Source organism: Streptomyces sp. NPDC096205 (genome assembly GCF_044763135.1).
GTDB lineage: Bacteria > Actinomycetota > Actinomycetes > Streptomycetales > Streptomycetaceae > Streptomyces.
In genome coordinates this window covers 438,010-451,077 of sequence record NZ_JBIWFS010000009.1, presented here as the reverse complement: position 1 = coordinate 451,077, position 13,068 = coordinate 438,010, and the positions used below count along the sequence as shown (strand labels likewise).

Genomic DNA, 13,068 nt, shown 5'->3' with positions numbered 1-13,068 from the left:
CGGCCGCGCAAGTGGCTCAGCCCGACAGGGAGTCGGCGAGCCGGGACGCCAGTTTCCGCGCCCTGTCCTGCATTTCCTGGCTGTCCGGGGCCGTGCCGATGGTCGCCGGCTGCTCCTCGTACTCGATGGTCACGATGACGTTCGACGTGCGGAACGCCACAGTGACCGTACGGCGCTCGGCCGTCGAACCGGAGCTGCCGAGCTCGTCGTCGACGAACGCCTCGTCACCGAGGTCGTCCAGGAGCCGGGGCTGGAGGGCGGTGGGGGTGGAGGAGGCGGAGGGGGAGGCCGAGGCCGAGGGGGAGGAGTGGGCGCTCGGGCTGCCGGAGGGGGCCTTGGCGGACTTGCTCGGTGAGGGGCTGGCGCCCTGGCTGCTGTCGGCGTCGGCGTCGGCGTCGGCGTCGGCGTCCGCGGCCTCGGCGCTGGTCTCGGTGCCGGTCTCCGTGTCCGTGGCGATCGGCTCGGGGAGGTCCGCGGCGGTGACCTTCGTGGCGAAGAGGGCCTCGGCCTCGCTGTCGTCGCTGACCGCCGTGTCGTACGACACCACCCGCTCGAAGTCGATCAGCAGATGGTCCGTGGCCGTCGCGGACTCGACCTTCCAGCGGCAGCCGACCTTGCGGTCCGTGTCGTAGGTGAGCGTCGCCTCACCCTCGTACGCCTGCTCGCGCTGGACCTCGTCGGGGATCTCGCGGATGCCGGGCAGGAGGGTGTCGAGCGTGTCGCGGCTGACGACTCCGCAGGGCTCGGGGAGCGTGCGGTAGCGGCCCGGCTCGACGTCCGTGACCGTCGTGCCGGTGTCCTCCGGGTTGGAGCCGTCGGAGGTGGCGTCGCCGCCGGAGCCGCCTGTGCAGCCGGCCAGCAGCGCCGCGAGCAGGGCGGCGGTGCCGGGTACGTAGGCCTTCCGCTGCACGGTCGGGCTCCTCTCGGTCGATGTCCCCGCGGGTGCCGGCCGCCGCTTATTCGGTTGCCGGGCGGGGGTGTCACCCGCAGACAATGTGTATCGCACGCAATGCCGTGGACGCCGGTCCGTCATCCCTTTCATCGACCTTGGCGCCGGTTTTGCGATTTATGGCTTCTGATTGCTTTCCGGGGGAATGAGGACGATATGTCGTACGTCGAGGTGCCCGGCGCCAAGGTGCCCATCCGCATGTGGACCGACCCGACGACCGTCGAGGACGTCGCCATGCAGCAGCTCCGCAATGTCGCGACCCTGCCCTGGATCAAGGGCCTCGCGGTCATGCCGGACGTCCACTTCGGCAAGGGCGCCACCGTCGGCTCCGTCATCGCCATGCAGGGCGCGGTCTGCCCGGCGGCGGTGGGCGTCGACATCGGCTGCGGGATGTCGGCCGTCAAGACGTCCCTCACGGCGAACGACCTTCCGGGGGATCTGTCGCGGCTGCGGTCGAAGATCGAGCAGGCGATTCCGGTGGGGCGGGGCATGCATGACTCCCCGGTGGACCCGGGGCGCTTCCATGGGCTCGCGACCGGGGGGTGGGACGACTTCTGGGGGCGGTTCGACGGGGTGGCCGAAGCGGTCAAATTCCGTCAGGAACGTGCCACGAAGCAGATGGGAACGCTCGGATCCGGAAACCACTTCGTCGAGGTGTGCACGGACACGGAGGGTTCCGTCTGGCTGATGCTCCACTCCGGTTCCCGCAACATCGGCAAGGAGCTGGCGGAGTACCACATCGGCGTGGCCCAGAAGCTCCCGCACAACCAGAACCTGATCGACCGCGACCTCGCCGTGTTCGTGGCGGACACCCCGCAGATGGCGGCGTACCGCAACGACCTGTTCTGGGCTCAGGAGTACGCCAAGTACAACCGCACGATCATGATGGCGCTCCTGAAGGACGTGATCCGCAAGGAATTCAAGAAGGCGAAGCCGACCTTCGAGCAGGAGATCAGCGCGCACCACAACTACGTGGCCGAGGAGCGCTACGACGGGATGGACCTGCTCGTGACCCGCAAGGGCGCGATCCGCGCGGGCTCCGGCGACTACGGCATCATCCCCGGCTCCATGGGCACCGGTTCGTACATCGTGAAGGGACTCGGCAACGAGAAGGCCTTCAACTCGGCCTCGCACGGTGCCGGTCGGCGCATGAGCCGCAACGCGGCCAAGCGGCGTTTCTCGACGAAGGACCTGGAGGAGCAGACGCAGGGCGTGGAGTGCCGCAAGGACTCCGGCGTCGTGGACGAGATCCCGGGCGCCTACAAGCCCATCGATCAGGTCATCGACCAGCAGCGGGACCTCGTGGAGGTCGTGGCGAAGCTGAAGCAGGTCGTCTGCGTGAAGGGCTGAGCCGGGCCGTCGCGCGCTACTTCGCGTGCATGACCGCGTAGATCATGACGAGCGCCACGATGTGGATGCCGAAGAGGAAGTAGGCGAGCCACATCCACATCTGGCGTTCGTCGCGTTTTTCGCGGGCCCGGCGGGCCTGGCGGTGGGCCGGGGATTCGGGGTCCGTCACGGCTGCTCTCGGTGGACCTTGGTGTTGGAGGCCTGGGCGCGGGGGCGGACGACCAGGAGGTCGATGTTGACGTGGCTGGGGCGGGTGACGGCCCAGGTGATGGTGTCGGCCACGTCGTCGGCGGTGAGGGGGTCGGGGACGCCCGCGTAGACCTTTTCCGCCTTGGCCTCGTCGCCGCCGAAGCGGGTGAGGGCGAACTCGTCGGTCTTGACCATGCCGGGGGCGACCTCGATGACGCGGACCGGGCGGCCGACGATCTCCAGGCGGAGGGTCTCGGCGAGGACGTGGGCGCCGTGCTTGGCGGCGACGTAGCCCGCGCCGCCCTCGTAGGTGCCGTGGCCGGCGGTGGAGGAGACCACGACGACCGTGCCGTCCCCGCCGGCCTCCAGCTTGGGGAGCAGGGCCTGGGTGAGGTTCAGGGTGCCGATGACGTTGGTCTCGTACATCGTGCGCCAGTCGGCCGGATCGCCGGTGGCCACCGGGTCTGCGCCGAGGGCGCCGCCCGCGTTGTTGACGAGTACGCCGATCGTCCTGAAGGCCGTCGCGAACTCGTCGACGGCGGCGCGGTCGGTGACGTCCAGCTGGTACGCCGTGGCGGAGTGGCCGGCCGCGTTGATCTCCTCGGCCAGTGCCTCGATGCGGTCCTTGCGGCGTGCGGTGAGCACGACGCGGTAGCCGGCCGCGGCGAGCTGCCGGGCGGTGGCGGCGCCGATTCCGCTGCTCGCACCGGTGACGACGGCGATGCGGGAGGCGGCGGACGGTGCGGCGGTGGCCATGGGGCTGCTCCTCGTGCTGGCGTTCGTACGTCGGGCTTCCGCCAGGATAGGCGGCGTGTTGCTGCGGATGACGTGGAGTTTCGTGGGGCGGACGCCTCAGCCGTTGCGCGGGGCCCACATGATGACGGCCATGCCGGTGAGGCAGATCAGTGCGCCGGCGATGTCCCAGCGGTCGGGGCGGTAGCCGTCCGCGACCACGCCCCACAGGATCGAGCCGGCGACGAAGATCCCGCCGTACGCGGCGAGGATGCGGCCGAAGTGGGCGTCCGGCTGGAAGGTGGCGACGAAGCCGTAGGCGCCGAGGGCGAGGACGCCGCCGGTGATCCACAGCCAGCCGCGGTGTTCGCGCAGGCCCTGCCAGATCAGCCAGGCGCCGCCGATCTCGAAGAGGGCGGCGACGACGAAGAGGGCGGCGGAGCGGAGCACAAGCATGGGGGCAGCTTGGCACGGCGGGGGTCTGTCACCTGTTGGAGGGCGCCTGGGGGCCGGTGGGCCGGGGGATACATGGCCGTGCGTACCGGGTGGACATCGGGTGGCCCGGCGCAGTGCGGGAGTGAGGGCTGGTGAACGGCATGCGGGCGGTGGCGCGGCGGCTTGTGGTGTGCGGTGCGGTGCTGGGGCTGGCCGGGGCGGGGGTGTCGGGGGCGGGTGCGGTGAGCGGGCCGGGGCTGTCGGGGGACGGTCGGGAGGTGGGTGCGGCGCAGGGGGAGGCCGATCTGGCGTATCACGGGGCCGCTGTCATGGCGGACGGGCGGATGCGGGTGTGGTTCGTGGCGCGCAATCACGGGCCGGAGGCGGTGCCGGATGCGACGGTGCGGCTGCGCTGGTCGGTGCCGCTGGGCGTCCGGCAGGTCCTGCCGGAGGGCTGTGCGCGGGCGGGTGTGCGGGTGGTGGTGTGCCGTACGGGGGAGCTGGCGGCGGACGGGCTGGGGGAGCGGGTGGAGCTGGCGGTACGGCTGCGGGGTGTGCCGCCGGAGGTGGGGCTGGAGCTGGACACGGTGTGGGGTGGGGGTGCGGTGGACCGGAACCGGGACAACGACCGGCAGCGGGTGCTGGTGCTGGACACCGGGGACACGTACTACTTCTGAGCCTGCAGCGGCTGGTCGTCGTAGCGCTCGCGGGCGCGGTGGACCTCGTCGAAGTGGGTTTCGGCCCAGTCCTTCACGGCGGTCAGGAGCAGGGCGAGGCTGCGGCCGAGCGGGGTGAGTTCGTAGTCGACGCGCACGGGGACGGAGGGGGTGACGGTGCGGGTGAGGATGCCGTCGCGTTCGAGGGAGCGCAGGGTCTGGGTGAGCATCTTGGGGCTCACTCCGGCGATCTTGCGGCTGAGGTCGCTGTAGCGCATGGGTGTGGGGGCGAGGGCGGAGACGACGAGGCTGACCCACTTGTCGCTGATGCGGTCGAGCAGTTGGTTGGTGGGGCAGGCCTTGATGAACGCGTCGTATTCGGCGCGGGCCTGTTCGCGGCGCTGGGCGGCGGTCTGGGTGGCCATGGCTCTCCTCTGCGCTCCCCTTGGGGTGCGGTAGGCACCTTCAGGTAACTACTTCCTTCTGGATAGTAACTCTTCCTAGGGTTGTGGTCACGGGGCGGCGAGCCCCACAAGTGATGGTGAACCGGGGAGAGTTGAGATGCGAGCTGCAGTGGTGACGGAGTTCGGCGGTCCTGAGGCCGTGCGGATCGTGGACGCGCCGGTGCCCGAGCCGGCCGCGCGGCAGGTGCGGATCAAGGTCGCGGCGGCCACGCTGAACCCGGTGGACGCCGGGGTGCGCTCGGGCGCGTTCGGCGGGGCCGGCACGCAGGTGGGGCTCGGCTGGGACGTGGCCGGCACGGTGGACGCGGTGGCCGTCGCCTCGGCGTGGCAGGTGGGCGAGGAGGTCGTGGCCCTTCAGTACGGCGTGGCGAAGGCGCTGGGCACGCATGCGGAGTACGTCGTCGTGGACACGGACGCCCTCGCCAAGGCGCCGGCGTCGGTGGACCCGGTCCACGCGGCCACGCTCCCGCTGAACGCGCTGACCGCCGCCCAGGCCCTGGACCTGCTCGACCTGCGGCCGGGGCAGTCCCTGCTGGTGACCGGCGCGGCCGGCGCGGTCGGCGGCTTCGCCGTCCAGCTCGCCGCGCACGCGGGCGTCACGGTGACGGGGCTGGCCCGCGCCGCCGACGAGGACCTGGTCCGCTCGCTGGGCGCCTCGGCGTTCCTGACCGAGGGCATCGACTCCGGCTTCGACGCGGTACTGGACGCGGCGGTGCTGGGGGAGCGGGCACTGGCCTGGGTGCGGGACGGCGGCGCCTACGCGGGCGTCATCCCGCAGGCCGCTCCCTCCCCGGTCCGGGATGTGCGGGTGGCCGCCGTCGAGGTGAGCCCGGACGGCTCCCGCCTGGCCGAGCTGGCGCGGCTGGTCGACGACGGCGTACTCACCCTGCGGGTCGCCGAGACCATCGCCCTGGAGGACGCGGCGAAGGCCCACGCGCTGCTGGCGGAGGGCGGGGTGCGGGGGCGGGTGGTGCTGGTGCCGTAGCCGATGCCGTAGCCGTCGCCGTCGCCGTAGGGGACGGTCCGGAGAGGCCGCCGACGGCTCAGTGTCCGGCGATCACAAGCCCGCCCCCGTCTCAGGAAACGCCGTGCGGACCGTGAAGCCGATCACTGAGCCGCCGGCCTCTCGGGGGTAGGCGAAGGGGGCGCCGCCGTGGGCCAGGGCGACTTCGCGGACGATGGAGAGGCCGAGGCCGGAGCCGGGGAGGGCGCGGGCGTCGGGGGCGCGGTAGAAGCGGTCGAAGACGCGGTGGAGGTCGTCGTCGGCGATGCCGGGGCCGCGGTCGAGGACCTCCACGCGGACGGGGAGTCCTTCGCCGGGGCCGCCGGTCACGCGGATCTCGATCGGGGTGGTTCCGGCGCGGTCGAACTTGGCGGCGTTCTCGACGAGGTTGGACACGGCCCGGGTGAGGGAGCCGGCGCGGCCCTGGGTGATGGTCACCCCGGTCGCCTGCACGACGATGTCCCGGCCCGTGCGGCGGCGGGCCAGTGCGGCGACGTCCTCGGCGATGTCGGCGAGGTCCACCCGCTGGGGCGGTTCGCTGTCGGACTGGCCGGCGGCGAGGTCGACGAGTTCGTTGACCAGGTCGGTGAGTTCGCGGGCCTCCTGGCCGAGGTCGGCGACGAGTTCCTCGCGGGCCTCGGGGGGCAGTTCGTCCATCCGTCTGAGCAGGGAGATGTTCGTACGGAGGGAGGTGAGCGGTGTGCGCAGTTCGTGGCCCGCGTCCTGGACGAGGCGTCGCTGGTCCTCCTCCGACTGGGCGAGGCGGCCCAGCATGCGGTCGAAGGCGCGGCCGAGGCGTCCCACCTCGTCGTTGCCGGAGACGGGTACCTCGATGCCGAGGCGGCGGGTGCGGGCGACGGCCTCCGCGGCGGAGGTGAGGACGACCAGCCGCCGGGTGATCCGCCAGGCGAGCCACCAGCCGAACAGGCCCGCGCCCAGGACGACCGCGCCGACCAGCACCAGCGTGCGCTGCTGGAGCACCCGCAGCAGGTCCTCGGTGTCGCTGAACTGCTGCCCGACCTGCACCGCGCCGCGTCCGCCGCCGAGTGCGACGGTCGCCACGCGGTAGACGTCGTCGCCGACGCCGACGCCTTCGTGCACCACCAGCCGGCCGGCCGGTGCGGCGCCCGCGATGCGCCGGTCGTCCTCGCCGACCGGCAGGCCCGGGCTGCCCTCGTCGAAGACGTGCCCGTCCGGCCCGAGCACCTGTACGTCCGTGCGGGCCGGGCGGACCAGGTCGTGGCCGGGCGCCGAGGAGAAGTCGGCCGGGATCATGCGGCCGCGCCGCACCTCGGCCCGTACGTCCTGCACCACTTCGTCGAACACGGTCTGCTGGTCCACGCGCACGAGCCGGGCCGCGGCGCCGTAGGACAGGATGCCGACGAGTACGGTGACGCCCGCGGTGACCGCGGCGAAGGACAGCGCGAAGGTGGTGCGCAGCGACACCAGCCGCCAGCGGCGGCCGCCGCTCACTCAGCCCTCCCGCAGGACGTAACCCACCCCGCGGACCGTGTGGATCAGCTGCGGGGCGCCGGGCTCGTCGAGCTTGCGGCGCAGGTAACCGACGTAGACGGCGAGGTTCTTGGAGCCGGGCCCGAAGTCGTAGCCCCAGATGCGGTCGTACACGGTGGCGTGGTCGAGGACCGTGCCGGCGTGCCGTACGAGGAGTTCCAGGAGTTCGAACTCGGTGCGGGTGAGCTCCAGTTCGCGCTGTCCGCGCCAGGCCCTGCGTGCCTGCGGGTCCATCCGCAGCCCGGCCGCCTCCAGCGTGCCCTGGGCGGGCTCGGGAGCGGCGGGGGTCTCGGGCGGGGGGCTGGTGCGGCGCAGCAGGGCGCGCAGGCGGGCGAAGACCTCCTCGACGTCGAAGGGCTTGACGACGTAGTCGTCGGCGCCGGCGTCCAGGCCGGCGATCCGGTCGGCGGTCTCCACCAGTGCGGTCAGCATGAGGATCGGCGTGCGGTCGCCCTCGGCGCGCAGGGCGCGGCAGACCTGGAGGCCGTCCTTGCCGGGCATCATCACGTCGAGGACGAGTACGTCCGGTGGTGTGCGGTGCGCCTGCTCCAGGGCTTCGACCCCGTCGGCGACCGCGGTCACCTGGTATCCCTCCAGGGTCAGGGCGCGCTCCAGGGCGTGCCGGATCGCGCGGTCGTCTTCGGCGAGCAGAACAGTCGGGGCCACCCGCCCAGTGTGGCAAAGCCACCTGTGCGGACGAGCGGCCCCGGCCCGCGTACCGCCTGTTCTTACCTGCTGCTCACCCCGTCGGCCGGAGCGCCGCCAGCCGCTGCTCGAACGGTACGACCGCGAGGTCGTCCTTCGGCGCGGGCCGCCGGGCCCCGCCGAGCCCGCTCATCAGCGCGGCCAGCTCCCCGGCGGCCCGGTCGACGCGGTCCTGGAGCCCTTCGGCGCCCCAGTCCTCCGAGGCGGCGTAGACCCCGGTCGGTACGACGACGGCCCGCAGGTAGGCGAAGAGCGGGCGCAGCGCGTGCTCCAGCACCAGGGAGTGCCGCGCGGTGCCGCCGGTCGCGGCGATCAGCACGGGCTTGCCGGTCAGGGCGTCCTTGTCGAGGACGTCGAAGAACGACTTGAACAGTCCGCTGTACGACGCCGAGAACACGGGCGTGACGACGATCAGCCCGTCGGCCTCGGTCACGGCGTCCAGCGCGGCGGCGAGGGACCGGCCGGGGAAGCCGTTGGTGAAGTTCTGCGCGATCTCGACCGCGAGTTCGCGCAGCTCGACGAACTGCACGTCCACGGGCGTCGCCCGCCCCACCGCGGTGGCGAGGCGGTCGGCGAGCAGCCGGGTCGACGACGGGACGCTCAGCCCCGCGGAGACGACGACGAGCTTCATGCGAGGACCTCCTTCGAAGCGGCGGCGAGCAGGGACTGATGGGTGGGGGCGTCGGGGACGCCGGCGGGCCGCCCGGCCGCGAACTCCTTGCGCAGCACCGGCACGACCTCCTCGCCGAGCATGTCGATCTGCTCCAGCACGGTCTTCAGCGGCAGCCCGGCGTGGTCGACCAGGAACAGCTGGCGCTGGTAGTCGCCGGCGTAACTGCGGAAGGCCAGCGTCTTCTCGATCACCTGCTCCGGTGTGCCGACGGTGAGCGGGGTCTGGTCGGTGAAGTCCTCCAGGGAGGGGCCGTGCCCGTAGACGGGCGCGTTGTCGAAGTAGGGGCGGAACTCGCGGATCGCGTCCTGCGAGGTCCGCCGCATGAACACCTGTCCGCCGAGGCCGACGATGGCCTGTTCGGGGGTGCCGTGGCCGTAGTGGGCGTAGCGCTCCCGGTAGAGCTCGACCATGCGCTTGGTGTGGTCGGCGGGCCAGAAGATGTTGTTGTGGAAGAAGCCGTCGCCGTAGTAGGCGGCCTGTTCGGCTATTTCCGGGGAGCGGATGGAGCCGTGCCAGACGAAGGGCGGTATGCCGTCGAGCGGGCGGGGGGTGGAGGTGAAGCCCTGCAGGGGGGTGCGGAACTTGCCCTCCCAGTCGACGACGTCCTCGCGCCACAGGCGGCGCAGCAGGGCGTAGTTCTCGATGGCCAGGTCGATGCCGTCGCGGATGTCCTTGCCGAACCAGGGGTAGACGGGGCCGGTGTTGCCGCGGCCCATCATCAGGTCGACGCGGCCGTCGGCCAGGTGCTGGAGCATCGCGTAGTCCTCGGCGATCTTCACCGGGTCGTTGGTGGTGATCAGCGTGGTGGACGTGGAGAGGATGATCCGCTCGGTGCGGGCGGCGATCCAGCCCAGCATGGTCGTCGGCGACGACGGCACGAACGGCGGGTTGTGGTGCTCACCCATGGCGAACACGTCCAGCCCGGCCTCCTCCGCCTTCTGGGCGATGGCGACCATGGCCTTGATCCGCTCGCGCTCGGTCGGCGTCCGGCCGTTCGTCGGGTCCGGCGTGACATCGCCGACCGTGAAGATCCCGAACTGCATGGTCGCTCACCCTCCAGTTTTTGTTGACCGTTCAACCATACGCTTGAACGGGGCGGGGGTCCGGCGTATTCCGGGGGTGTGATCACCGAAAGTTGCAGGGTGAGAGGTGGCTCAAGGCCTGCATTCCGCAACAAACCGTGACCACGCCGAGCCCGCGCTCGCCCCCGGTCCGCGCCGGGTGCGCGCCCGGTTTTCGTTACGGTGCCGGCGAGGGGGTCGGTGGTGGATGCGCCAACAACCCCGCCGTCGCAGCGTCGCCGGCCCCCCGCAAGGCCAGTTCAGGCACCCTGCGACCCGTCCCCACCGGGCCGGAACACCGCCCTGAGGTCCGGGCCGCGGCTGCCGACAGTCGTACCGCCAGGCTCGCCTACCTCAGGAAGTCGGATGAACACACGCGTCGATCTGCTCACCAAGGAGTACCCGCCGGAGATCTACGGCGGAGCCGGAGTCCACGCCGCCGAACTCGCCAAGGCGCTGCGGCGTCTGGTCGACCTGCGCGTGCACTGCTTCGGGGCTCCCCGCGACGAGGAGGGGGTGAGCGCCTATGCCGAGCCCCACCTCGCCGACGGGGCCAACACCGCGCTGCGCACCCTCGGGGCGAACGTGGCGATGGCGGCCGGGTGCGAGGGCACCGAGCTGGTGCACAGCCACACCTGGTACGCCAACGCGGCCGGGCATCTGGCGAAGACGCTGTACGGCGTCCCGCACGTGGTCACCACGCACAGCCTGGAGCCGCTGCGGCCGTGGAAGGCCGAGCAGCTGGGCGGCGGGTACGCCCTGTCGTCCATGGTGGAGCGGGGCGCGCTGGAGCATGCCGACGCCGTGATCGCGGTGTCCCGGGGCATGCGGGAGGACATCCTGCGGGTGTACCCCGAGGTCGACCCCGCGCGGGTGCACGTCGTGCACAACGGCATCGACACCGCCGTCCACGGGCCCGACTCCGGTACCGACGCCCTCGTCCGGCACGGGGTCGACCCCGACCGGCCCATCGTGCTGTTCGTCGGGCGCGTCACCCGGCAGAAGGGGCTGCCCCAACTGCTGCGCGCCGCCTTCGAGATCGATCCCGAGGCGCAGCTGGTGCTGTGCTGCGGGCAGCCCGACACCGCGGAGATCGCCGCCGAGACCGCCGCCCTCGCCGAGGAGCTGGGGCGCAGGCGGGGGCGGGTGGTGCGGATCGACGGGATGCTGGACCAGCGCTCGCTGCGGCAACTGCTCACGCATGCCTCCGTGTTCGTGTGTCCCTCGCTCTACGAGCCGATGGGGATCGTCAACCTGGAGGCCATGGCCTGCGGGACCGCTGTCGTGGCGACCGCCACCGGGGGGATTCCGGAGGTCGTCGTCGACGGGGAGACCGGGCTGCTCGTGCCGATCGAGCAGGAGCAGGACGGGACCGGGACGCCGCTCGACGAGAAACGTTTCGCCTCCGACTTCGCCGCCGCCGTCAACCGGCTCCTCGCCGAGCCCGGAACGGCCCGTTCCATGGGCGCCGCCGGACGGCTGCGCGCCGAGCGGGAGTTCGGCTGGGACGTGGCCGCCGAACGCGTGCACGAGGTGTACCGCAGCGCCCTTCGAGGGTGAGGCGGCGCGACCTCATGGAGTCCGTTCGAAGGCGTTGACCGGGGCACCCGCACGGCCGTTACGTTCGCGGACATGTCGGAAGCGCAGTCCCCGTCGACGACGCACGGCGAGACGAGGGTCACCACCCTGGAGCTGTTCTTCGACCTCGCCTTCGTCTTCAACTTCACCCAGCTGGCCCGGCTCCTGAGCCGGGACATGACCCCGCGCGGCCTGGTGCAGGTCCTGCTGGTGTTCTGGCTGCTGTGGTGGATGTACGGCGGCTACGCCTGGCTCACCAACCATCTGCCCCCGCACCGCAAGAGCCACCGGCTGCTGCTCCTGCTCGGCATGGCGTCCTTCCTGGTGCTCGGCCTGGCCACGCCCAACGCCTTCGGCGGGGACGGCGTGGCCTTCGGCATCGGATACCTGCTGACCGTCGGCGTGCACGCGGCGCTGTTCGCGTACGGCGGTCCCGACGCGGCCCGCAACATGCTGCGGATCGCGCCCTTCCACACACTGTCCGCGCTGCTGATCATCGCGGCCGGCTTCCTGGACGGGCCGGTCGTCTACGCGCTGTGGGCCACGGCCGTGCTGCTGGAGGTCGTCGCGCCGATCGTGACCGGCGTCTCCGGCTTCGCACTGCGGCCGGGGCACTTCGTGGAACGCCACGGCCTGCTGATGATCATCGCGCTCGGCGACTCGTTCCTGGCGCTCGGCATCGGCATGGACGGCGGACAGGCCGGGCTCTCGCACGTGACGACGGCCGTCCTGATCTTCGTCATCCCGGCCTGTCTGTGGTGGGTGTACTTCGACGAGTCCGAGAAGGCCCGCCGGGCGGAGCTGGCGCTGGAGAAGGAGGACGCCCACCAGCGTTCCCGGCTCGCGCTCAGCGCCTTCTTCTACGCCCATGTGCCGATGCTGCTCGGGCTGATCCTGATCGCCTCCGCGGTGAAGAAGACCATCGTGCATCCCTTCGACCCCCTCGAGCTCGCGCCCTCCATGGCGCTGGCCGGCGGTGTCTCGCTCTATCTCGCCGGCATCGCCTGGTTCCACGGCATCCTCAAGATCGGGCCGCAGCGCTTCCATCTCGCGGCCTCCGTCATCGGCCTCGGCGCCATCGCCGTCGGCCGCTACGGCAGCGCGGTCTCGGAGGTCGTCGCGCTCGGACTGCTCATCGTGGCCGCCCTGGTCAGTGAGCACCGCTGGTCCCGGCAGATCGACCGGCTCGCACCCCATCTGCGTACGGCCGCCGAAACGGCCGACCGCCCGCACCACCCCCCTGCCCCGCCCACCCGCGTCACCGCGACACCGGAGGTGAACCGTTCATGAGTTCCGTGGCCGACCGCCTGGACGTCATCGACACCTGTACCCGTATGGCCTGGTACACCGACTCCCGCGACTGGGAGAAGCTCGGCGAGACCTTCGCCGACGAGATCCGGCTGGACTACACGAGCCTGAACGGCGGTGAGCCCTTCACCATCGCCCGCAAGGACCTCGTGGCCGCCTGGTCGGGCCTGCTGGGCGCGTTCACCGCCACCCAGCACATCCTGAGCAACTTCCTCGCCGAGGTGTCCGGTGACACCGCGGTCGTCACCGCCATGTTCCAGGCCACCCACCGCATGCCCAGCGACCACGGCGGTCCGCTGTGGACGCTGGCCGGGAAGTACCGCTTCGGGCTGACCCGCACCCAGTCGGGCTGGCAGATCGACGACGTCGTGATGACCGTCCTGTGGGCCGACGGAAACCAGCAGCTGTTCACCGACGCGGCCAAGATCGCGTCCGGCGAGAGCTGAAAGCCGG

The 13,068-nt window shown here is 71.7% G+C and carries 15 protein-coding genes; 6 read left to right on the top strand and 9 right to left on the bottom strand.

Annotated elements, in window-relative coordinates; all coding sequences use genetic code 11:
- Positions 1-16: 16 nt before the first annotated feature.
- The gene (locus ACIQ6Y_RS31705) at positions 17-910 is read right to left on the bottom strand and encodes a DUF3558 domain-containing protein (RefSeq protein WP_404044115.1); all 894 of its coding nucleotides are present in this window, start codon (positions 908-910) and stop codon (positions 17-19) included.
- Positions 911-1,105: 195 nt separating this feature from the next.
- Here ACIQ6Y_RS31705 and ACIQ6Y_RS31700 point away from each other — a divergent pair, with 195 nt between their 5' ends.
- Positions 1,106-2,299 (top strand): RtcB family protein, encoded by a 1,194-nt coding sequence (locus ACIQ6Y_RS31700; protein WP_404044113.1) that lies wholly within the window; start codon positions 1,106-1,108, stop codon positions 2,297-2,299.
- Between the two features lie 16 nt (positions 2,300-2,315).
- On the opposite strand, the gene ACIQ6Y_RS31695 is transcribed toward ACIQ6Y_RS31700, so the two are convergent.
- The 3 genes from ACIQ6Y_RS31695 to ACIQ6Y_RS31685 all read right to left on the bottom strand — a co-directional run bounded on the left by ACIQ6Y_RS31695 (position 2,316) and on the right by ACIQ6Y_RS31685 (position 3,676).
- On the bottom strand, positions 2,316-2,468 hold the full coding sequence (locus ACIQ6Y_RS31695) for a hypothetical protein (RefSeq protein WP_404044111.1): 153 nt from the start codon (positions 2,466-2,468) through the stop codon (positions 2,316-2,318).
- Positions 2,465-3,244, bottom strand: a complete 780-nt coding sequence (locus ACIQ6Y_RS31690) for an SDR family NAD(P)-dependent oxidoreductase (RefSeq protein ID WP_404044109.1) — start codon at positions 3,242-3,244, stop codon at positions 2,465-2,467. Before ACIQ6Y_RS31690 ends, ACIQ6Y_RS31695 begins: the two co-directional genes overlap by 4 nt.
- Before the next feature lie 96 nt (positions 3,245-3,340).
- Positions 3,341-3,676, bottom strand: coding sequence for a YnfA family protein (locus tag ACIQ6Y_RS31685; protein WP_404044107.1), 336 nt, complete (start codon positions 3,674-3,676; stop codon positions 3,341-3,343).
- Positions 3,677-3,816: 140 nt separating this feature from the next.
- Between ACIQ6Y_RS31685 and ACIQ6Y_RS31680 the strand changes: the two genes are divergently transcribed.
- On the top strand, positions 3,817-4,332 hold the full coding sequence (locus tag ACIQ6Y_RS31680) for a hypothetical protein (RefSeq protein WP_404044196.1): 516 nt from the start codon (positions 3,817-3,819) through the stop codon (positions 4,330-4,332).
- On the opposite strand, the gene ACIQ6Y_RS31675 is transcribed toward ACIQ6Y_RS31680, so the two are convergent.
- Positions 4,323-4,736, bottom strand: coding sequence for a winged helix-turn-helix transcriptional regulator (locus ACIQ6Y_RS31675; protein WP_404044105.1), 414 nt, complete (start codon positions 4,734-4,736; stop codon positions 4,323-4,325). The genes ACIQ6Y_RS31680 and ACIQ6Y_RS31675 overlap by 10 nt on opposite strands.
- A gap of 136 nt (positions 4,737-4,872) precedes the next feature.
- Between ACIQ6Y_RS31675 and ACIQ6Y_RS31670 the strand changes: the two genes are divergently transcribed.
- Entirely contained in the window at positions 4,873-5,760 is an 888-nt protein-coding gene (locus ACIQ6Y_RS31670) for an NADP-dependent oxidoreductase (protein WP_404044103.1), read from the top strand.
- Between the two features lie 72 nt (positions 5,761-5,832).
- Here the strand turns inward: ACIQ6Y_RS31670 and ACIQ6Y_RS31665 are convergent, their stop codons facing one another.
- The 4 genes from ACIQ6Y_RS31665 to ACIQ6Y_RS31650 all read right to left on the bottom strand — a co-directional run bounded on the left by ACIQ6Y_RS31665 (position 5,833) and on the right by ACIQ6Y_RS31650 (position 9,711).
- Positions 5,833-7,251, bottom strand: a complete 1,419-nt coding sequence (locus tag ACIQ6Y_RS31665; RefSeq protein WP_404044101.1) for an ATP-binding protein — start codon at positions 7,249-7,251, stop codon at positions 5,833-5,835.
- Positions 7,252-7,956 carry a response regulator transcription factor gene (locus ACIQ6Y_RS31660; protein WP_404044099.1) on the bottom strand — a complete coding sequence of 235 codons (705 nt, stop codon included), beginning with the start codon at positions 7,954-7,956 and terminating at the stop codon, positions 7,252-7,254.
- Positions 7,957-8,029: 73 nt separating this feature from the next.
- Entirely contained in the window at positions 8,030-8,626 is a 597-nt protein-coding gene (locus tag ACIQ6Y_RS31655; protein WP_404044097.1) for an FMN reductase, read from the bottom strand.
- Entirely contained in the window at positions 8,623-9,711 is a 1,089-nt protein-coding gene (locus ACIQ6Y_RS31650) for an LLM class flavin-dependent oxidoreductase (protein WP_404044095.1), read from the bottom strand. Before ACIQ6Y_RS31650 ends, ACIQ6Y_RS31655 begins: the two co-directional genes overlap by 4 nt.
- Positions 9,712-10,095: 384 nt before the next feature.
- Here ACIQ6Y_RS31650 and glgA point away from each other — a divergent pair, with 384 nt between their 5' ends.
- The 3 genes from glgA (at position 10,096) to ACIQ6Y_RS31635 (ending at position 13,061) form a co-directional block, all read left to right on the top strand.
- A complete protein-coding gene (gene glgA, locus ACIQ6Y_RS31645) occupies positions 10,096-11,289 on the top strand; it encodes a glycogen synthase (protein WP_404044094.1) in 1,194 nt (397 codons plus the stop codon).
- Between the two features lie 72 nt (positions 11,290-11,361).
- Positions 11,362-12,597, top strand: coding sequence for a low temperature requirement protein A (locus ACIQ6Y_RS31640; RefSeq protein ID WP_404044093.1), 1,236 nt, complete (start codon positions 11,362-11,364; stop codon positions 12,595-12,597).
- Positions 12,594-13,061 (top strand): nuclear transport factor 2 family protein, encoded by a 468-nt coding sequence (locus ACIQ6Y_RS31635; protein ID WP_404044092.1) that lies wholly within the window; start codon positions 12,594-12,596, stop codon positions 13,059-13,061. The genes ACIQ6Y_RS31640 and ACIQ6Y_RS31635 overlap by 4 nt, the downstream gene beginning before the upstream one ends.
- The last annotated feature ends 7 nt before the right edge of the window (positions 13,062-13,068 follow it).